20 protein-coding genes and 4 tRNA genes are annotated in these 18,742 nt (G+C 68.2%); 7 read left to right on the top strand and 17 right to left on the bottom strand.

The genetic code is table 11. From position 1 onward, the window contains the following. Window positions 1–76: 76 nt before the first annotated feature. The 3 genes from DFR74_RS16800 to rplJ form a co-directional block, all read right to left on the bottom strand. Complete coding sequence (locus tag DFR74_RS16800) at window positions 77–1,150, bottom strand: ABC transporter ATP-binding protein (RefSeq protein WP_067506232.1); 1,074 nt, start codon at window positions 1,148–1,150, stop codon at window positions 77–79. 243 nt (window positions 1,151–1,393) lie between these two features. Further along, entirely contained in the window at window positions 1,394–1,774 is a 381-nt protein-coding gene (gene rplL, locus DFR74_RS16795) for a 50S ribosomal protein L7/L12 (protein ID WP_067506229.1), read from the bottom strand. Between the two features lie 45 nt (window positions 1,775–1,819). Further along, window positions 1,820–2,350 carry a 50S ribosomal protein L10 gene (gene rplJ / locus DFR74_RS16790; RefSeq protein ID WP_067506226.1) on the bottom strand — a complete coding sequence of 177 codons (531 nt, stop codon included), beginning with the start codon at window positions 2,348–2,350 and terminating at the stop codon, window positions 1,820–1,822. A gap of 444 nt (window positions 2,351–2,794) precedes the next feature. Here rplJ and DFR74_RS16785 point away from each other — a divergent pair, with 444 nt between their 5' ends. Then, window positions 2,795–4,402, top strand: coding sequence for an MFS transporter (locus DFR74_RS16785; protein ID WP_067506223.1), 1,608 nt, complete (start codon window positions 2,795–2,797; stop codon window positions 4,400–4,402). Between the two features lie 39 nt (window positions 4,403–4,441). On the opposite strand, the gene DFR74_RS16780 is transcribed toward DFR74_RS16785, so the two are convergent. The 11 genes from DFR74_RS16780 to DFR74_RS16730 all read right to left on the bottom strand — a co-directional run bounded on the left by DFR74_RS16780 (window position 4,442) and on the right by DFR74_RS16730 (window position 10,064). Then, the gene (locus DFR74_RS16780; protein WP_067506220.1) at window positions 4,442–4,858 is read right to left on the bottom strand and encodes a PIN domain-containing protein; all 417 of its coding nucleotides are present in this window, start codon (window positions 4,856–4,858) and stop codon (window positions 4,442–4,444) included. Continuing rightward, complete coding sequence (locus DFR74_RS16775) at window positions 4,855–5,106, bottom strand: AbrB/MazE/SpoVT family DNA-binding domain-containing protein (protein ID WP_067506217.1); 252 nt, start codon at window positions 5,104–5,106, stop codon at window positions 4,855–4,857. The genes DFR74_RS16780 and DFR74_RS16775 overlap by 4 nt, the downstream gene beginning before the upstream one ends. Window positions 5,107–5,236: 130 nt before the next feature. Further along, window positions 5,237–5,950, bottom strand: coding sequence for a 50S ribosomal protein L1 (gene rplA, locus DFR74_RS16770; RefSeq protein WP_067506213.1), 714 nt, complete (start codon window positions 5,948–5,950; stop codon window positions 5,237–5,239). Between the two features lie 149 nt (window positions 5,951–6,099). Continuing rightward, entirely contained in the window at window positions 6,100–6,534 is a 435-nt protein-coding gene (gene rplK / locus DFR74_RS16765) for a 50S ribosomal protein L11 (protein ID WP_067506210.1), read from the bottom strand. A 189-nt stretch (window positions 6,535–6,723) separates the two neighbouring features. Further along, a complete protein-coding gene (gene nusG, locus DFR74_RS16760; RefSeq protein ID WP_067506206.1) occupies window positions 6,724–7,515 on the bottom strand; it encodes a transcription termination/antitermination protein NusG in 792 nt (263 codons plus the stop codon). 113 nt (window positions 7,516–7,628) lie between these two features. After that, window positions 7,629–8,015, bottom strand: coding sequence for a preprotein translocase subunit SecE (secE, locus tag DFR74_RS16755; RefSeq protein ID WP_067506204.1), 387 nt, complete (start codon window positions 8,013–8,015; stop codon window positions 7,629–7,631). Between the two features lie 31 nt (window positions 8,016–8,046). Beyond that, window positions 8,047–8,119 (bottom strand) — tRNA-Trp (locus tag DFR74_RS16750). Window positions 8,120–8,364: 245 nt separating this feature from the next. Then, window positions 8,365–9,435 carry a fused (3R)-hydroxyacyl-ACP dehydratase subunits HadA/HadB gene (locus tag DFR74_RS16745; protein WP_067506443.1) on the bottom strand — a complete coding sequence of 357 codons (1,071 nt, stop codon included), beginning with the start codon at window positions 9,433–9,435 and terminating at the stop codon, window positions 8,365–8,367. A 185-nt stretch (window positions 9,436–9,620) separates the two neighbouring features. Then, window positions 9,621–9,791, bottom strand: a complete 171-nt coding sequence (gene rpmG / locus DFR74_RS16740; protein ID WP_011211653.1) for a 50S ribosomal protein L33 — start codon at window positions 9,789–9,791, stop codon at window positions 9,621–9,623. 41 nt (window positions 9,792–9,832) lie between these two features. Further along, window positions 9,833–9,908, bottom strand: a tRNA-Met gene (locus tag DFR74_RS16735). A gap of 83 nt (window positions 9,909–9,991) precedes the next feature. Next, window positions 9,992–10,064, bottom strand: a tRNA-Thr gene (locus DFR74_RS16730). Between the two features lie 245 nt (window positions 10,065–10,309). Here DFR74_RS16730 and DFR74_RS16725 point away from each other — a divergent pair. From DFR74_RS16725 to DFR74_RS16705, 5 genes are all read left to right on the top strand, one after another. After that, window positions 10,310–11,221 (top strand): ATP-binding cassette domain-containing protein, encoded by a 912-nt coding sequence (locus DFR74_RS16725; protein ID WP_067506202.1) that lies wholly within the window; start codon window positions 10,310–10,312, stop codon window positions 11,219–11,221. Further along, window positions 11,218–11,991 carry an ABC transporter permease subunit gene (locus DFR74_RS16720; RefSeq protein ID WP_067506199.1) on the top strand — a complete coding sequence of 258 codons (774 nt, stop codon included), beginning with the start codon at window positions 11,218–11,220 and terminating at the stop codon, window positions 11,989–11,991. Before DFR74_RS16725 ends, DFR74_RS16720 begins: the two co-directional genes overlap by 4 nt. Next, a complete protein-coding gene (locus DFR74_RS16715; RefSeq protein ID WP_067506196.1) occupies window positions 11,988–13,133 on the top strand; it encodes a sensor histidine kinase in 1,146 nt (381 codons plus the stop codon). Before DFR74_RS16720 ends, DFR74_RS16715 begins: the two co-directional genes overlap by 4 nt. After that, on the top strand, window positions 13,130–13,786 hold the full coding sequence (locus DFR74_RS16710) for a response regulator (protein WP_067506194.1): 657 nt from the start codon (window positions 13,130–13,132) through the stop codon (window positions 13,784–13,786). Before DFR74_RS16715 ends, DFR74_RS16710 begins: the two co-directional genes overlap by 4 nt. Window positions 13,787–14,016: 230 nt before the next feature. Further along, the gene (locus DFR74_RS16705) at window positions 14,017–15,915 is read left to right on the top strand and encodes an FAD-dependent monooxygenase (RefSeq protein ID WP_067506191.1); all 1,899 of its coding nucleotides are present in this window, start codon (window positions 14,017–14,019) and stop codon (window positions 15,913–15,915) included. 66 nt (window positions 15,916–15,981) lie between these two features. Here the strand turns inward: DFR74_RS16705 and DFR74_RS16700 are convergent. After that, a tRNA-Tyr gene (locus tag DFR74_RS16700) sits at window positions 15,982–16,064 on the bottom strand. 177 nt (window positions 16,065–16,241) lie between these two features. Here DFR74_RS16700 and DFR74_RS16695 point away from each other — a divergent pair. After that, a complete protein-coding gene (locus DFR74_RS16695) occupies window positions 16,242–16,733 on the top strand; it encodes a YajQ family cyclic di-GMP-binding protein (RefSeq protein WP_067506188.1) in 492 nt (163 codons plus the stop codon). Here the strand turns inward: DFR74_RS16695 and htpX are convergent. Both htpX and DFR74_RS16685 read right to left on the bottom strand, forming a co-directional pair. Continuing rightward, window positions 16,724–17,608, bottom strand: coding sequence for a zinc metalloprotease HtpX (htpX, locus tag DFR74_RS16690; protein WP_067506185.1), 885 nt, complete (start codon window positions 17,606–17,608; stop codon window positions 16,724–16,726). The two genes, DFR74_RS16695 and htpX, sit on opposite strands and share 10 nt — an antisense overlap. A 94-nt stretch (window positions 17,609–17,702) precedes the next feature. After that, window positions 17,703–18,725 carry a polyprenyl synthetase family protein gene (locus DFR74_RS16685; RefSeq protein WP_067506182.1) on the bottom strand — a complete coding sequence of 341 codons (1,023 nt, stop codon included), beginning with the start codon at window positions 18,723–18,725 and terminating at the stop codon, window positions 17,703–17,705. Window positions 18,726–18,742: the final 17 nt, after the last annotated feature.

Genomic DNA, 18,742 nt, shown 5'->3' with positions numbered 1-18,742 from the left:
GACGTTGCCTACCTGGGCGAATGCGGACTCGACTGGAGTTCGCACGCGCGCCAGGGATGGGGTCACGCGCGGAATGCTACCCGTTGGTTGTGTTGTGGCGCACGGTGGTGTCGTTCGCGCCGCCCGGAATCGGCGCGGTGGGCAGGTTGTACGACATCACCTGGGTGTCGTCGTTCTCGGTCATGGATTCGCGGATGGCGACCTGCGCGGCGTGCGGCAGCGTGTGCATGATCTCGCGCACCCGCGCCTGACGGCGATGCACCGCCTGGCGCACCGGCATACCGGGCGTGGCCTTCATCTGCGGGATGATGCCCTCGACCTCTTCGGCGCCACCGTGGTGGTGACCGGCGTCCACGAGCGCCTGCTCGCGGGCCATCTGCGCCTCGTCCTTCTCCTCCGACATGCCGATCGGACCGATCATCCGGCCGTTGAGGAACTGCTTGACCACCGGCTCCTCCGAGGTCAACAGCACCTCACGCGGGCCGAACATCACCAGCTGGCGGCGGAACAGCATGCCGATATTGTCGGGCACGGTACGGGCCAGGTTGATGTTGTGCGTCACGATCAGGATCGTCGCGTCGATCTGGGCGTTGATGTCGATCAGCAGCTGGCTCAGGTACGAGGTGCGGACCGGGTCCAGACCCGAGTCGGGCTCGTCGACCAGGATGATCTGCGGGTCCAGCACCAGCGCACGCGCCAGCCCGGCGCGCTTGCGCATACCGCCGGAGATCTCGCCGGGCAGCTTGCCCTCGGCGCCGAGCAGACCGGTCAGCTCGAGCTTCTCCATGACGATGTTCTTGATCTCGCTCTCCGACTTCTTCGTGTGCTCACGAAGCGGGAACGCGACATTGTCGAACAGATTCATCGAGCCGAACAGCGCGCCGTCCTGGAACAGCACGCCGAACAGCTTGCGGATCTCGTAGAGCTCCTTGTTGGAGCAGGTGGTGATGTCGGTGCCGTCGATGTAGATCGAGCCGCGCTCGGGACGCAGCAGGCCGATCAGCGACTTCAGGAACACCGACTTACCCGTACCCGACGGGCCCAGCAGCGCGCTCACCTCGCCGGAAGGCAGGGTCAGCGACACGTCCTGCCAAATTCGCTGTGAACCGAAGGATTTGGTAACACCCTCGGTCCTGACCTCGACGCCCACGCCTACCTCCACAGTTTCTCAGCGAGCAGCCCACCGGCGAACCGCGCCTCGGTCCTCGCGGTGCGTCACGTCACAGTGGGTTCGGTCACTCTATCGCATGCCCGAGACGCGGCACACCCCAACCTGACTCCAGAGTAAGCCGGACATCCTCGGACTTTCGGGTACTACGCTCGCATGTCCCCCGCGAACGCGAACGGGCGGCCCCCGAGGTGGGGACCGCCCGCGAGCGAAGTAATTCGGGAATTACTTGACCGACACCTTGGCGCCGGCCTCTTCCAGCTTGGCCTTGGCGGCGTCGGCGGCGTCCTTGGCGACCTTCTCCAGGATCGGCTTGGGCGCACCCTCGACGAGGTCCTTGGCCTCCTTCAGGCCCAGGCCCGAGACGATCTCACGGACCACCTTGATGACCTGGATCTTCTTGTCGCCGGCACCCTCGAGGATGACGTCGAACTCGTCCTGCTCCTCGGCGGCCTCGGCCGGAGCGGCAGCGCCACCGACGGCGGCGACGGCGACCGGAGCCGCGGCGGTGACCTCGAACTTCTCCTCGAACTTCTTGACGAAGTCCGACAGCTCGAGCAGGGTCATGTTGCCGAAGGTCTCGAGCAGTTCGTCAACGTTGGCCATTGTTGTTTTCCTTTCGGTAGTGGATGTCTGTGGGGGCGGGCCGAATTATTCGGCGCCGCCTTCGGCCCGCTTCTTCTCCTCGAGCGCGGCGGCCAGGCGGGCCACCTGCGAGGCAGGAGCGTTGAACAGGCCGGCGGCCTTGGCCAGGTTGCCCTTGAGAGCACCGGCCAGCTTGGCCAGCAGCACCTCGCGGGATTCCAGATCGGCGATCTTCTCGACCTCGGCGACGGACAGCGCGGCGCCGTCCATGTAGCCGCCCTTGATGACGAGCGCCTTGTTCTCCTTGGCGAAGGTCTTCAGGGCCTTCGCCGCATCGACCGGCTCACCGGTGATGAAGGTGATCGCGGTGGGACCGACGAACAGGTCGTCGAGCCCCTCGACGCCCGCCTCGGCGGCCGCGCGCTTCACCAGGGTGTTCTTGGCGACGGAGTACGTCGCTTCCGAGCCGAGCGCACGCCGCAGTTCGGTGAGCTTGCCGACCGACAGGCCACGGTATTCCGTGACCACGGTGGCCGTGGAGTTCTTGAACTGCTCGGCGATCTCCGCAACCGCGGTGACCTTCTCAGCCTTTGCCATACTTCGCCTCCTCTCTGATGGTCGGTTCGTGTATGCGAACTACCGATCAGGGGTCCGGCGACAAAACGAACGCCCCGGACGCAGAGCGTTCCGGGGCGCACAGGAAAAATCGAGCGAGTCCGAGACTCGTATCGACTCCCAGCCTCGGTCCTCCCTGCGTGGGCCGCCGGCAATGTCGCCGGACCTTCGACCGATTCCCTGCGGAATCGGCGACCAACGGTCTTCGGTAGAACGGATTGGGTAGCGATCGAACATGTCGACAACTGACGACCACAGTACCTGTCGTGCCCGCCATCTGCCAAAACGGGTCCAGTCCCGGCCGGATCGACACCCGCGCGCGGCCGAATTGTTGTGATGCACACCACTTTTCCGGGGTGATTGTGGCCGATATCGCCGCATCAAGATGTTACCAACGGTGACATATATCTGCTTGGCTACTGGACTATGGCAACCTCCATAGTCGATCCACCGGTGCTGCTGGAACGACGTTCCCAGCGATTCCTCGCCCTCGCGGTCATCTGCCTGGCGGAACTGCTGGTCGTCCTCGACAACACCATCGTCAACGTGGCCCTGCCCTCCATCGGGGTGCAGTTGTCCACCGGTGTCAGCGGCCTGCAATGGGTCGTCGACGCGTACACCCTGACCTTCGCCGGATTGTTGCTGGCCTTCGGCAACCTGGGCGACCGCTACGGGCGCCGGAAGGTGATGATCCTCGGCCTGATCGGCGTCGCGATCATGTCCGTCGGCGGCGCGCTGTCGGAATCGCTGGGCTCGGTCATCGCCGCCCGCGCGGCCATGGGCGTGTTCGCCGCGGCCGTCTTCCCCGCCACCCTCGCCCTGATCATCAACATCTTCACCGACCGCCGCGAGCGGGCGCTGGCCATCGCGGCGTGGACGGCCATGGCCGGCTTCGCCATCGCCATCGGCCCCATCTCCGGCGGCTGGCTGCTCGAACACTTCAGCTGGCATTCGGTGTTCTGGATCAACGTGCCGGTCGCCGTCGCCGCCGTGATCGCGGTGGTGCTGTGGGTGCCGGAATCGCGTTCGGCCGAGGTGGGCAAGCTCGACCTGCCCGGCATCGGACTGTCCATCGCGGGCATCACGCTGGTGGTGTGGGCGATCATCGAAGGCCCGCACTACGGCTGGCTGTCGGTGACCATCCTCGGCGCGGGCGCACTCGGCGCGGCGCTGGTGGCGTCGTTCATCGTCTGGGAATTGCGCACTCCCGCACCGATTCTCGACATGCGGTTGTTCCGCAACCGGCGCTTCTCGCTGCCCGCCCTGTCGATCGCGGTCGGCTACTTCTCGATGTTCGGATTCCTGTTCCTCATCACCCAGTACTTCCAAGGCGTGCGCGAGTACACACCGCTCGAATTCGGCATCGCCTCACTGCCTTTCGCGTTCTCCGTCGCGATCGGCGCGCCCGTGGCGGTGCTGCTGGCGCAGCGTTTCGGCACCACACCGGTGATCGTGTTCGGCCTGTTGCTCACCGGCGTGGGGCTCTACCTGGGCGGACAGGTCACGGTGGACAGCGGCTACGTCACCGACGTGCTGCCCTCGATGGTGTCGATGGCGTTGGGCCTGGCCATCGTTCAGGGACCGGCCACCGAATCCATCATGGCGTCACTGCCGTTGAACGAGGCGGGCGCGGGGTCGGCGGTGAACGACACCACCCGCGAGGTCGGCGGCACCCTCGGCGTCGCGGTCCTCGGCTCCATCGTCGCCTCCTACTACACGACCCGCGTCGACCCGCTGATCGACCGCATACCCACCACCCTGATCAGCGAGGAACAGAAGAGCCTGGTCCGCGCCAGCCCCCTGAGCGTCCTGGAGATCCGCAAACGCGAACTCCCGTCCTTCCTGGAATCCCAGCGCGAGAGCCTGATCACCGCCATGAAAACCGCCGCCCTCCAAGGCTCCCACGCCGCCTCCCTGGTAGCCGCGGGCGCGGTCGTGGTCTGCGCGGTCATCGTCGCGATCTTCCTGCCGTGGGGCAGGCAGCACGGCGAATCGGTGCTGTTGGCCTGGCGGAAGTCCGACGACGAGGACTGAAGCGACGCGGGTGACGGCGGCACGCGACGAGAGCCGCCGTCACCCAGTCGCGTCGAGTCGCCCCGGCTCGATTCGACGCACGGTGCCGACCTTGTCGAGGCCCTTGTCGAACGAGGCGACAGCCGAGTGCGGTTCCGCCGCTTCAGCTCTGGCGATGAGATATGCGTCGGCAAACGACAGGCGGTCGTGCTCGTAGATGTCGACCGCGCGGATCAACGTCGCCGGATCGTCGGTGACGATACCGCGAGATCCGATGACGGCCCGTGCCAGCGCTGCGACCTGCGGCCGAGGCACTCGGTAGACGCTCCGCAAGACGTATACCGTCTCCGCGAGAATCAGATCCGTCAGGTGCAGGGCGTCAGCTCCGGACAAGAAGGCAGTCGCCCGCCGCCCCATCTCGGGCGGCTCTTGAATCAAGTGTCGCACCAGGACATTGGTGTCGAGAAATACCGTCACGCCTCCCCTTCCAGCCATTGCGCGGCCCATGCGGATTCTCGAATCTCGTCCCAAGTCTTACCCCGAACCGCTGGCGGCACCTGAACGCTGCCCGCCAGTTCCAGCAGATCGGGTGTCTTGGCCAGCACGACGATCTCGCCCTCCACGCGAAAGTGCACGTTGTCCCCGGCGTGCAGGTCGAGAGCGTCCCGCACAGCTTTCGGCACCGTCAACTGACCCTTGGAAGTCATTCGAGCAAGCGCGTCCATGACATCTCCTTACGTTTACACCAAAGTAAGGATAGCGCTTCGGACGGCGGACCGTCGTATCGAAGCCCCGGCAAACGCCGAGGGCGGGAACGCTGGTGCGTTCCCGCCCTCGGCGGTGGTGCGGTGGTGCTTACGCGTCCTCGTCGAGGAGGTTGCGGGTGCGGTTCGGGTCCACCGGGATGCCCGGTCCGGTGTTCGTCGAAACCGTCACCTTCTTGACGTAGCGGCCCTTCGCGGTGGAGGGCTTGACGCGCAGGATCTCGTCCAGCGCGGCGCCGTAGTTCTCCACCAGCTTGGCCTCGTCGAAGGACGCCTTGCCGATGACGAAGTGCAGGTTGGCCTGCTTGTCGACGCGGAAGTTGATCTTGCCGCCCTTGATGTCGTTGACGGCCTTGGTCACGTCGGTGGTGACCGTGCCCGTCTTCGGGTTCGGCATCAGACCGCGCGGGCCCAGGACACGCGCGATGCGGCCGACCTTGGCCATCTGGTCGGGGGTGGCGATCGCGGCGTCGAAGTCCAGCCAGCCGCCCTGGATCCGCTCGATCAGGTCCTCGGCGCCCACGGCGTCGGCACCGGCGGCCTCGGCCTCGGCGGCCTTCTCACCGGCCGCGAACACGATGACGCGGGCGGTCTTACCGGTGCCGTGCGGCAGGTTGACGGTGCCGCGGACCATTTGGTCGGCCTTGCGGGGATCCACACCCAGACGCACGGCGACCTCGACGGTCGCGTCGGTCTTGGTGGTGGCGGTCTCCTTGGCCAGCCGCGCGGCGGCCAGCGGGGAGTAGAGCTTGTCGCGATCGACCTTCTCGGCCGCGGCGAGGTACGCCTTGCTTCGTTTTGCCATGATTCTCTGTCCTTAAGTTCTGGTTCAGCTGTGGTTGCCGGGTCTGGCCGACCCTCCCACCGAGCGGTTTCGCTCAGCCCCAGCGCCTTTCGGAGGGCTTCACTTACGCCTGCGTGGTCACGCTGCGCTACCTCCTCCGGCGCTGACGCTCAGCCCTCGACGGTGATGCCCATCGAACGGGCGGTGCCCGCGATGATCTTCACGGCCTGGTCGAGGTCGTTGGCGTTGAGGTCTTCCTGCTTGGTCTTCGCGATCTCGCGGACCTGGTCCAGGGTGACCTTGGCGACCTTGGTGCGGTGCGGCTCGGCCGAGCCCTTCTGCACACCGGCGGCCTTGAGCAGCAACTTGGCGGCCGGCGGGGTCTTCAGCTTGAAGTCGAAGGACCGGTCCTCGTACACCGAGATCTCGACCGGGATGACGTTGCCACGCTGCGACTCGGTCGCGGCGTTGTACGCCTTGCAGAACTCCATGATGTTGACGCCGTGCTGACCGAGCGCCGGGCCCACGGGCGGGGCCGGGTTCGCCTGGCCGGCCTGGATCTGCAGCTTGATGATCCCGGCGAGCTTCTTCTTCTTGGGGGGCATCTTTCTTCCTTGGTTTCGGGTCCTTACGGTTGCCGTAAGCCTGTCGCGGGCGCGGCCCGCTTCCGGACACGCGGCCCGGTGCTCGCGGGCGAATCCGGCTGACGCCAGGGGGATCCGCGCACGAACCAACACACCTTACCGGGAGCGTGCCCTCGTCCTTCGGGTGGGGCCGGGTTGCCCGGCCCCCGATCAGATCTTCGCGACCTGGGTGAACGCCAGCTCGACCGGGGTCTCGCGACCGAAGATCGACACCAGCACCTTGAGCTTCTGCTGTTCGGCGTTGACCTCGGAGATGCTGGCGGGCAGCGTCGCGAACGGTCCGTCCATCACGGTGACCGACTCGCCGACCTCGAAGTCGACCTCGATGACCGGCTTGGGGGCCACGTCGGTGGCGGTCTCGCCCGCGGTGGCGGCGGCCGCCGCGGCGGGCGCCTTCTTCTGCTGCGAGGCCGGGACCAGGAACTTCACCACATCGTCCAGCGACAGCGCGGACGGGCGCGAGGTGGCGCCGACGAAACCGGTGACGCCGGGGGTGTTGCGCACCGCGCCCCAGGACTCGTCGTTGAGGTCCATGCGGACCAGGATGTAGCCGGGCAGCACCTTGCGGTTGACGTTCTTGCGCTGGCCGTTCTTGATCTCGGTGACCTCTTCGGTCGGCACCTCGACCTGGAAGATGTACTCCTCGAGGTCCAGGTTCTGGACGCGGGTCTCGAGGTTGGCCTTCACCTTGTTCTCGTAGCCGGCGTAGGAGTGGATGACGTACCAGTCACCGGGGGCGCGCCGCAGCGCGGCCTTCATCTCGGCGACGGGATCGGCGGGCTCGGCATCGATCGGGGCGGCGGGAGCTTCCTCGACCGCTTCGACGTCCTCTTCGACCACAGGCTCTTCGACCGCCGCGGCTTCGTCGGCCGCCTCGATGGCGGGCTCGGCCACGTCGTCGACCGGGAACTCGTCGTTGGTGCCGTTCTCCGGGGTGCTCACTGGGGCACTCGCTTCCTGTGTCGTCACGTACATCCTCTGCGTGCCGGGCCGGGCGCGGCGGAAGATTCCACCGGTCCGCCCCGGGATCGGCTACCGGCGTCGGCGTCGTACCGCTAGCCGAACAGCCAGTTGACACCCTTGATGAACGCCAGATCCAACCCGCTGATGTAGGCGACCATGAAGATCACGAACACCAGAACAACGCTCGTATAGGTGACCATCTGCTTCCGGTTGGGCCAGATCACCTTGCGCAGTTCCGCGATGACCTCTCGCAGGAACTTGATCACGCGCTTGAACGGATTGCCCGTCTCGCCGCGCTTGCCCTTACCGGCAGTCTTGTCCGTCTTCTTCAGCGAAGGCCGGTCGATCGTGGCGACCGATCCGGTGTCGGCCGAGGACGACCCCGAGCGGGTCCGCCGGGCGGACCGCTTGCCACTCGGCCGGCTCACCGCGGCGGCGTCGTCGGCCGGGTCTGCGCCGTTGCGAGTGTCGTCGCTCACGCCGATCCTCTCTCATCGCTGGCATCCAGGGCAGGGGCGACAGGACTTGAACCTGCAACCTGCGGTTTTGGAGACCGCTGCTCTGCCATTTGAGCTACGCCCCTTCGGTCGGACGAACATCGTGTCCGACCACGTTTCCCATATTCAGTTTGCCGTATCGAGCGCGAGCGCCCGGTACCGGGTTCACACAACACGCGCGCCGCTCCGGCGGTTGCCGGTCCCGAGGGTGGCGGCCGAAGCCGCCGCCTGGAACCAGCCCCTCAGAGCAGCGCGCAGCGGCTGGTGACCCCAGAGTCCCGAGTGTACTCGACCGACCGCGCCGATAGCCAATCAGGGTCGGCCGACCAGGTCAGGACAGCTGCACGGTCGCGGTGGCCCGGCCGAAGATCTTCTTGCCCGCCGACCTGGCCACGATCGCGATCACCGCGGTGCGCGTCTCGGGGTCCACCGACTTCACCTTGCCGGTGTACTCCACCTCGGCGGCCTCCTCGGAACCGACGTACACCGGGCTGGTGAAGCGCACGTTGTACTCCTTGACCGCGCCCGGATCGCCCAGCCAGGAGGTGACGAATCCGCCGCCGAGGCCCATGGTGAGCATGCCGTGCGCGACCACGTTGTCCAGGCCGACGAGCTTGACCACCTCGTCGCTCCAGTGGATCGGGTTCGCGTCGCCGGAGACGCCGGCGTAGTTGACCAGATCGCCGCGGGTGAGGCGGACCACGCGCGGGGGCAGCTCGTCACCGACGCCGATCCCGTCGAACGAGCGGGCGTGCTTGCTCGCCGCGACCTCGGGGATGGTGGTGACGGGCACCGGCGGCGCCGACACGGGCGCGGCGGTGCGCGGGTGGTGGCCCGGCTCCTCGGAGCCGATGCCGTGCATGAGCACGTTGCGCACGGCCTCGTTGAGGTTCGGGTCGATATCGCCGCCGCTGCGGCCGACGAGCGTGGTGTAGGTGGTGAGCACCAGTTCGTCGTTCTGCGCGGTGACGATGTTCTTGGTGACGATGATGTCGCCGCCGAAGGCCTGCCGGAAGGAATGCAGGTAGACGTCGCAGGTGAGCTGGTCGCCGACGCGGATGGGCCGGTGGAACTCCAGGATCTGGTCGGTCTGCATGATCTGGCTCAGGTCGTAACCGGTGACGACCTGTTCGAACAGCTTGCGCTGGGCCAGGATGCCGACCAGGGAGATGAACGTGGGGGGCGCGAGCAGGCCGTCGTAGCCGTACTCCGCGGCGACGTCCTCGTCCCAGTGCACCGGGTGGTAGTCCTGCACCGCGCGGGCGTATTCGCGGACCTTCTCGCGGCCGACTTCGTAGTAGTCGTCGACGCGATAGTGGTGACCGACCATCGCCGCGGCGTGGGCGGCGGGATCGAAATCCGCAGCGCCCGGCTGGACCGCTTCTTCTGTACCGGTGTTGATTGTCACGGGAGGACTGTACCTATCTGACCCCGCTCCCCGGGGTCGCGGAGCGTTGACCACCGCACCGGTCCGCAAACGAGATCAGGGCCGGACATATGTCCGGCCCTGCACGGCTTCACGGTCCGAGAAAGCCGGGATCGAGCTCCCGGCACCACCCTCGCGGTAGCTTCACGCGCGAGTGGGTTTCAGCGGGATTCGCGGTGCGCCCGGTGCGTGCCGCAGTTCGGGCAGAACTTCTTCAGCTCCAGCCGATCCGGGTCGTTGCGCCGGTTCTTCTTGGTGATGTAGTTGCGGTGCTTGCACTGCTCGCAGGCCAAGGTGATCTTTGGCCGGACATCGGTGGACTTCGCGGCCACGATATGCCTTCTTTCCGGTACCTGATGGGCTCGATAGGTTGTGGTAGCGATGGCCGGACTTGAACCGGCGACACAACGATTATGAGTCGTTTGCTCTACCGACTGAGCTACACCGCCACGGCGTCGCATTGCCGTGGTTCCGTGCCCAGCCCCACCACCGCGGGTGCGTTGCCGAGTCGGTCACCACCGGCAATCCGGCGAGCCCCCTAACGGAATCGAACCGTTGACCTTTTCCTTACCATGGAAACGCTCTGCCGACTGAGCTAAGGGGGCATGACTGCCTTCGCTCCGGAGACTCAGGATCTCGACCCCGGCGCGCTGAAGTCTTGAACGAGATTACACACCGAACGCACGCAGTTCCAAACCGTGTGGTCAAGACATGTTTTCGGACCCGTCGAGCGGGTCGGCGCACGGCCTGCGGGCGGCGTGCCGCACCTACCGTATCCCCCTTCCGAGCTACACCACGAACGCTCGTGCGAGGGATGTGGCGGCGGCGGGCGCGTCCCTAGCATCGAACCATGATCGAGGCGCGCGGGTTGACGAAGTGCTACGGACGCACACGCGCCGTGGACGACCTCACGTTCACGGCGGGTGCGGGCCGGGTCACCGGCTTCCTCGGCCCCAACGGGTCGGGCAAGACCACGACCATGCGGATGATTCTCGGGCTCATCACCCCGACGGGTGGATCGGTGACGGTGCGGGGCCGCCCGTATCGCGAGCTCACGCGGCCGCTGCACACGGTCGGCGCGCTGCTCGACGCGGGTGATGTGCTGTCGTCGCGCACGGCGGCGGCACACCTGCGGGGGCTGGCGGCGGCGTCCGGGATTCCGGCGCGACGCGTGGACGAGGTACTGGACACGGTCGGCCTCACCGCGATGGCGGGCCGGCGGGTCGGCGGGTTCTCGCTGGGGATGCGCCAGCGTCTGGGGATCGCCGCCGCACTGCTCGGCGATCCGGAGGTCCTGGTGCTGGACGAGCCGGTGAACGGCCTGGACACCGAGGGCATCCGGTGGATCAGGGAGTTGCTGCGCGCGATGGCCGATGAGGGCCGCACGGTGCTGCTGTCCAGCCATCTCATGAGCGAGACCCAGCTGATCGCCGACCACCTCGTGGTCATCGGGTCGGGGCGGCTGCTGGCCGACGAACCGCTGTCGCGCTTCGTCGCGCGCCGGGACGAGCCGGTGGTGCGGGTGCGCTGCGCCGAGCCGGAGCGCCTGACCGGCGTTCTGGACCGGGAGCTCGCGTGGCGCGACGGCGCGGCCACGGTGCGCGGAATCACGTCCGCCGAGATCGGCAGGCTGGCTCTCACGCACGGCATCGCCCTCGAAGAACTCACACCCGTCACGGCCAGTGTGGAGGACGTGTTCACGCGGCTGGTGGCCGAACATGAGAACTTCGCGGCGCGCCCGGTGACGGAGCGTGCCGGATGACCGCCGTCACGGTGCCCGCGGGCACCCTCCTGGCCGATCAGATCCGTTCCGAAGTGATCAAGATCCGTTCGGCGCGCGCGCTGTGGGCGCTGCCGCTGGCCACGGCGGTGCTCGGTCCGCTGACGGCATTGTTCGTCGGGCTCACCGCGAGCATGGAGGCGGGCGACACCGTCCTCGGTGGCGCGCTCACCGGGGTCACGCTGTGCCTGGCCGCGATCGCGGCGTGGGGCGCGCTGGTGATGAGCACGGAGTACACCTCGGGCACGATCCGGCCGGTACTGGCGACCACGCCACAGCGCGGTCTCGTGCTGGCGGCGAAGGCCGTGGTGGTCACGGTGATCGCCACGGTGTGCGGGATCGTCGCGGTGACGACGGCGTATCTGATCGGCAGCGCGATGATCGAGCCCGCCGCATACGACCCGGGCGACCCGCTGCCCGGCCTGTTCGGGATCTACTGCTGTTTCCCCGCCGTCGCGCTGCTCGGGCTCTCGCTCGGGGTGCTGCTGCGCAGTTCCGCCGCCGCGGTCGCCCTGTCCGTGCTGTACGTGGTGCTGCCGCAGGTGTCCTCGGCGCAGATCTTCGGGGAGCTGCACAAATGGCTGACGATCTTCGCGCCGAGCGCCGTGGTGGCCAAACTCGCGCAGAGTTCCGACGGGGCCGCGGAGTTGATCGGCACGCTCGGCGGGTGGCCGCGGCTGGCGATCGTGGTGGTGACCACGCTCGCGTCGGTCGCGGTGGCGTGGCGCCGGCTGGAACGGGAGGACGTGTGAGCGCCCCGGTGGGGCCGCGCTGGCTGGCACCCGTGGTGTTGGCTGCCCTGGCGGTCTTCGTCTTCGCGGTGGTCGACCACACGCTGCTGTCGGATACCGATCTGAGTGCGCGGCAGTCGGCGATCCTGGCGGCGGCGCAGGCGCTGGCGATCGTGTTGCAGGCGCGGGTGCCGCTGGCGGGGTGGGCGGTGAGCTTGATCGCCCTCACCAGCACCGCGGCGGTCTCCGACGAAACCCTCTGGGCCGATGCCGTTTTCAACTCCTACCTGTTGGTGCTGGCGATCCTGGCGTTATTGGTCGGCTGGCGCGCCACTGTGGTCGTGTGGGTGGTCACCACCGCTGTGACGGCCGTGGCGGCCATCGCCGCGCCGGGGGGCGGGCTCGCGGAATTCGTCACCTCGGCCGTGCTCACCGGGCTGGTGCTCACCGCCGCCGCGGTCACCAGGGCGCTGATCGAATCGCGCCGCGACGCGCGGACCCAGCGCCGCGAATCGGAGCGGCAGCGCGAGCGCAACGCCCTGCTCGAGGAGCGCACCCGGATCGCCCGCGAACTGCACGACGTGGTGGCCCACCACATGTCGGTGGTGGCGGTGCAGGCCGAGGCCGCGCAGTACCGGGTGCCCGATCCGCCGCCCGAACTCGTCGCGAGCCTGGACGCGATCCGCGCCAGCGCGGCCGCCGGGCTCGGCGAGATGCGGCGCATCCTCGGGGTGCTGCGCGCCGACACCGAACACGATCCCCGCCCGCAACCCGACGTGGCGGCCATCGGCGAACTCGTGGAGAGCGTGCGTGCGGCCGGCCGGACGGTGCACGTGCGGCGCGACGAACTGGACACGAACCTGCCCCAGGGCGTCTCGGTGTCGGCGTACCGGATCGTGCAGGAGGCACTCAGCAACGCGCTGCGCCACGCCCCGGGCTCCGAGCTCACCCTCGAATTGGCGCGCAGCGACACCGGACTCGCGATCGACGTCCGCAACACCCGCCCGAACTCGCATCCGACGACCACCGGCACCGGCCACGGCCTGGTCGGCATGCGCGAACGCGTCGCCGCCCTCGGCGGCGAATTCGACGCCGGACCGACCCCCGACGGCGGCTATCGAGTTAGGGCACTCCTCCCCTTCGACGAACGGCGGGCGCGATGACGATACGGGTGTTGATCGCTGATGATCAGGCGCTGATCCGGGATGGGTTGGCGGTGTTGCTCGGGGCGCAGGAGGACATCGAGGTCGTCGGGGAGGCGGGGGATGGGGCGGAGGCGGTGCGGATGGTCGAGCGGTTGCGGCCCGACGTGGCGCTGATGGACATCCGCATGCCGATCCTCGACGGGTTGGAGGCGACCGCGCGGATCGTGGCGTCCGGGGCGCCGACCAAGGTGATCGTGCTGACCACCTACGACCTGGACGAATACGTGTTCCGCGCGCTGCAAGCCGGGGCCAGCGGGTTCCTGCTCAAGGACACACCGGCCGCGGAACTCACGCTCGGCGTGCGTACCGTCGCGCGCGGCGACGCGATGCTCGCGCCCTCGGTTACGCGACGGCTGCTCGGCGAATTCTCCCGTCTCGGTGGACGTTTCCGCCCCGGCAACGCGGACCTGCAGAAACTGACCGAACGCGAGACCCAGGTGCTGGAGCTGGTGGCGCGCGGGCTGTCGAACGCCGAGATCGCGGGCGGCCTGTTCATCGCCGAGGAGACGGTGAAGACGCACGTCGGCCGGATCCTGTTCAAACTCGGCCTGCGCGACCGCACCCAGGCCGCGATCTTCGCCTACGAAAGCGGACTGACCGAACCCCGCTGAGCTGTGCACGACTCAGCCACCACCGCATCGCTGACGCCAATCACCGACGCCACGACCCGCCGACGCCGGCACCCGACACCACCCCGCCCACACCAACACCCCCGACAACCAGAGCCCCGCTGACGCCGACACCCGACAGCGCGCCCCGACAACAGTCCCCAACACCCACCGACACCAGCACCAACACCCCACCCGGCACCACTACCCCACCGAGCCCACGGAGGTGAATCATGACCATCCACACCCTGATCGCGGGCGCGGGCCCGACCGGGCTCACTCTCGCCATCGACCTCGCCCGCCGCGGGCTGCCGGTCCGGATCGTCGACAAGGCGACCGAGTTCTTCCCCGGATCGCGCGCGGACGGCCTACAGCCGCGCACCCTCGAGGTGTTCGACGACCTCGGCGTGATCGACGCGATCCGCGCGAAAGCCACGGCGCGGCCGGTCTTCCGGGACTTCCTGGACGGCGTGGAGGTCGGTGAACTGCGGATGGACGAGGACCTACCACCGAATCCCGCTGTGCCGTACCCGAATCCGCTGGTGCTCGGACAGTCCGACACCGAGGCCGTGCTGCGGGACCGGCTCGCGGAGTACGGCGTCGAAGTCGAACTCGGCACCGAGGTGGTGGGCGTCGAGCAGGACACGGAGGGTGTCACCGTCACCCTCGCGCACGGCGGCGACGTGCGCGCCCGGTACCTCGTCGGCGCCGACGGTGGCGGGAGCTTCGTGCGCCGCGCCCTGGGCATCGAGTTCGAGGGCCACACCGACGAGTCGATGCGGATGCTGCTGGGCGACGTGCGCGCCGACGCCCTCGATCACGAATTCGGCTATGCCCTGCGCACTTCCGCCGATCCCTTGCGCGCCGTCGCGCTGTCACCGCTGCCGGGCGGGCGGCACTTCCAGTTCGCCGCGCCGTTCACCGAGCAGGCCGAGCCCACGCTGTCGCTGCTGCAACGCCACGTGGACGACCTCGCGGGCGATCTCGCGATCCGGCTCACCGATCTGCGGTGGTCCACGGTGTGGCGGTCGAATACGCGGCTGGCGCGGCGCTACCGCGTAGGCCGGGTGTTCCTGGCGGGCGACGCCGCCCACGTGCACCCACCGGCGGGCGGCCAAGGGCTCAACACGGGCGTACAAGACGCCCACAACCTGGGCTGGAAACTGGCCGACGGCACGCCCGAGACGCTCGATTCCTATGAGGCCGAACGCCGTCCGGTCGCGGCGCGCGTCCTCGGGATCAGCACCGGCCTGCTGCGGCGGCACCTCGACGGCGACGAGAACGCCCACCGCCGCGGCACCGAAACCCACCAGCTCGACATCACCTACCGCGACCCGGACGACGAGGGAGCGCTGGTCACCGGCGACCGCGCACCCGACGCCCCCGTCCTCGACGCCACCGGAAACCCACTCCGCCTCTTCGACCTGTTCCGCGGCCCCCACGCCACCCTGCTCCGCTTCGGGGCGAACACATCGCCGAACACGCACCGCACGGAGGCCACCCGCGATCCACTCACCCTCCCCGCACCGGGGGCCTCCACACCACCAGCAGCTGTTCCCGCACCACCGGCAGCACCGACGCCGCCGAAACCCGCCCCCACACCACCGGCAGCGCCCAAACCAGCGGAGAGTTCGTCCGCGCCACCGAGCGCCTCCGTCACGCCGGACGCCATACCGCCGGCAGTTCGCCCCGAACCGGACACTTCGTCCGCGCCGGCCAACGCCACACCGAACGCCCCTGGTCCGCCGATCGTTGCCGCACCCTCGCCATCAACACGCGCTCCCACACCGACGAACGACGCCATCGCACCGAACGCAGCGCCACCAGCACGTCCCAAAACGGATACCTCGTCCGCGCCACCGAATCCCGCCGCACCGGTCGGCCCAGACTCGCCGACTGCCACCACAACGGCACCCACGCCAGGGGAGCCCGGCGCAGCACAGGCAGCGCTCTCGTCACCCCGGCAAACCCACCCCGTCCACACCTGGACGGTCATCCGCCCCGGAGACCCGCGACCGAACACCCCCTACGTCACCGACGTCGAAGGCCACGCCTTCGCGCACTATCGCGCCCACACCGGCGACCGAATACACGTCCGCCCCGACGGGCATCTGGGCCACCGGGAACGGTGAACAACCGCCCTGGAAACGCGGAAAGGGCGAGCGGTGCTGGTGCACTGCTCGCCCTTTCCGGCGGGGTGGCAGGTGTAGGATTCGAACCTACGTAGGCTTTCACCGACAGATTTACAGTCTGCTCCCATTGGCCGCTCGGGCAACCTGCCTTACGTGCGCTTCTCGGCGCGCACAGCAGAATACAACGAACCCCCGTGCCGAATGCAAACCGGCTGGCCAAGGGCCGTGCGGAGGGACTACGTTCGATGCTCGCGGGGTAGAACTTCCTCGACCGCTCGCCCCGGCGAGCGCGCCCGCGTCAACCGTCGCAGAACAGGAGCTCTTCAGTGGCCGATTCGTCGTTCGACGTCGTCAGCAAGGTGGACCGGCAGGAGGTCGACAACGCTCTGCATCAGGCGGAGAAGGAGTTGAACACCCGCTACGACTTCCGCGGGACGGGCGCGAAGATCGAGTGGTCCGGCGAGGAGAGCATCGTGATCACCGCCGAGGCCGAGGAGCGGGTGAAGGCCGCGCTGGAGGTGTTCAAGGAGAAGCTGATCCGCCGCGACATCTCGCTGAAGGCGTTCGACGCGGGCGAGCCGGTGGCCTCGGGCAAGACCTACAAGATCACCGGTTCGCTGGTGCAGGGCATCGACGCCGAGAAGGCGAAGAAGATCTCCAAGAAGATCCGCGACGAGGGCCCCAAGGGCGTGAAGGCGCAGATCCAGGGCGACGAACTACGCGTGAGCAGCAAGAAGCGCGACGATCTGCAGGCCGTGATCGCCCTGCTCAAGGGTGAGGACTTCGGTATCGCGCTGCAGTTCGTGAACTACCGGTAGTCGCGCGGGCCGCCCGCCATCTCCTCCAGCCGCGCGATGCGCTCGGCCATCGGCGGGTGCGTGGAGAACCAGCGGGCGGCGCGATCCCCGGCCCGGAAGGGGTTGGCGATCATCAGGTGCGACTGCGAGGTGAGTTGCGGCTCGGGCGGCAGCGGCGCGGCCTGCACGCCGCGTTCCAGTTTGCGCAGCGCCGAGGCGAGCGCCAGCGGGTCGCCGGTGAGTTCGGCGCCGGACTGGTCGGCCTGGTACTCCCGGGAGCGGGAGACGGCCAGCTTGATGAGGGTGGCCGCGATCGGGCCGAGCAGCGAGATGAGCAGTACGCCCAGCATGTTGGGGCCCCCGCTGCTGTCGCGGCCGCCGAACATGGAGGCGAAGAAGGCCAGGTTGGCCAAGCCGGAGATGACGGCGGCCAGGGCGCCCGCGATCGAGGAGATCAGGATGTCGCGGTTGTAGACGTGCGCCAGTTCGTGGCCGAGCACCGCGCGCAGTTCGCGCTCGTCGAGGATCTGCAGGATGCCGCTGGTGCAGCAGACGGCGGCGTGACGCGGATTGCGCCCGGTGGCGAAGGCGTTGGGCGCGTTGGTGGGGCTGATGTAGAGCCGCGGCATGGGCTGGCGCGCGAGGGTGGCGAGCTCCCGCACGATCCGGTACATTACCGGCGCCTCGAGCTCGCTGACCGGTTGCGCGTGCATGGCCTTCAACGCGAGCTTGTCGCTGTTGAAGTAGGCCCAGGCGTTCATGCCGACGGCCAGCAGGATGGCGATGACGAGAATGGTCGGGCTGCGGAACATGGCCCCGGCGAACACGATCAGCGCCGAAAGCCCGACCATCAGACCGAACGTCTTCAGACCGTTCGCATACCCGTGCCCGTGCATACGTCTCCTTGCCCACTCCCCCGTTCGTCGAGTGCCTTACGACAGGTCAACGATAGGCCGCGCGAGCGAGTTCCAGAGGTTTATGGGCGCTCGATCACCCGACGCGTTCGATGGTGTAGCGGACCAGCTGTTCGAGCGCGTCGTTGGCCGGTCCGGCGGGCAGCTCGGCCAGTTCGGCGTAGGCGAGCTCGGCGTAGCCCTGCAGCTTCTCCTTGGCCAGCACCATGCCGTGCGAGCGGGAGAGCAGCGCGATGGCCTCGTCCACGTCCTCGTCGGTCTCCAGGGGCTCGGCGAGCAGGGTGCGCAGGCGGTCGGCGTCGGCGCCGTCCTCGCGCAGCGCGTAGAGCACCGGCAGGGTGTGCACGCCCTCGCGCAGGTCGGTGCCGGGCGTCTTGCCGGACTGCTCGGAGGCCGAGGAGATGTCGATGATGTCGTCGGAGATCTGGAAGGCGGTGCCGACGGCGTCGCCGAGGCGGGCGAGGCGTTCGATGTGCTCGGGGCTCGCGCCGGAGAAGGTGCCGCCGAAGCGACCGGAGGCGGCGATGAGCGAACCCGTCTTCTCCCACACCACGCGCAGGTAGTGCTCGACCGGGTCCTGCCGCTCGCGCGCGCCGACGGTTTCGCGCATCTGGCCGGTGACCAGTTCGGCGAAGGTCTCGGCGATGATGCGCACCGCGTCGGGCCCGAGGGTGGAGGTGAGGCGGGAGGCGTGCGCGAACAGGTAGTCGCCGGCGAGGATGGCGATGTTGTTGCCCCAGCGCGAATTCACGCTGGGCGCGCCGCGGCGCATGGGCGCCTCGTCCATGACGTCGTCGTGGTAGAGGGTGGCCAGGTGCACGAGTTCGACGACGGTGCCCGCGGTGACCAGCGCCGGATCGGTCGGGTTGGGCCCGAGCTGACCGGTGAGGATCGTGAACAGCGGACGGAACCGCTTGCCGCCCGCCTTGGCCAGGTGCAGCGCCGCGTCCTGCAGGAAATCCTCCCCGTCGGACAGTTCGGCGATGAGCAGTTTCTCGACCTGTTCCAGGCCGTTGCGCACGTTCTCGGCGAGCTCCGGGTCACCGAGTTCGACCCCGGCCACCACCGTGCCCCCGCTGTTCACAGCCGATGTGCTCATCTCTTCTCCCAGCGCCG

It is taken from the genome of Nocardia puris (genome assembly GCF_003315035.1).
In the GTDB taxonomy this organism is placed as follows: Bacteria; Actinomycetota; Actinomycetes; order Mycobacteriales; family Mycobacteriaceae; genus Nocardia; species Nocardia puris.
Note: the sequence above shows the minus strand (reverse complement) of the source record. Positions and strands in the feature narration are given on the sequence as shown.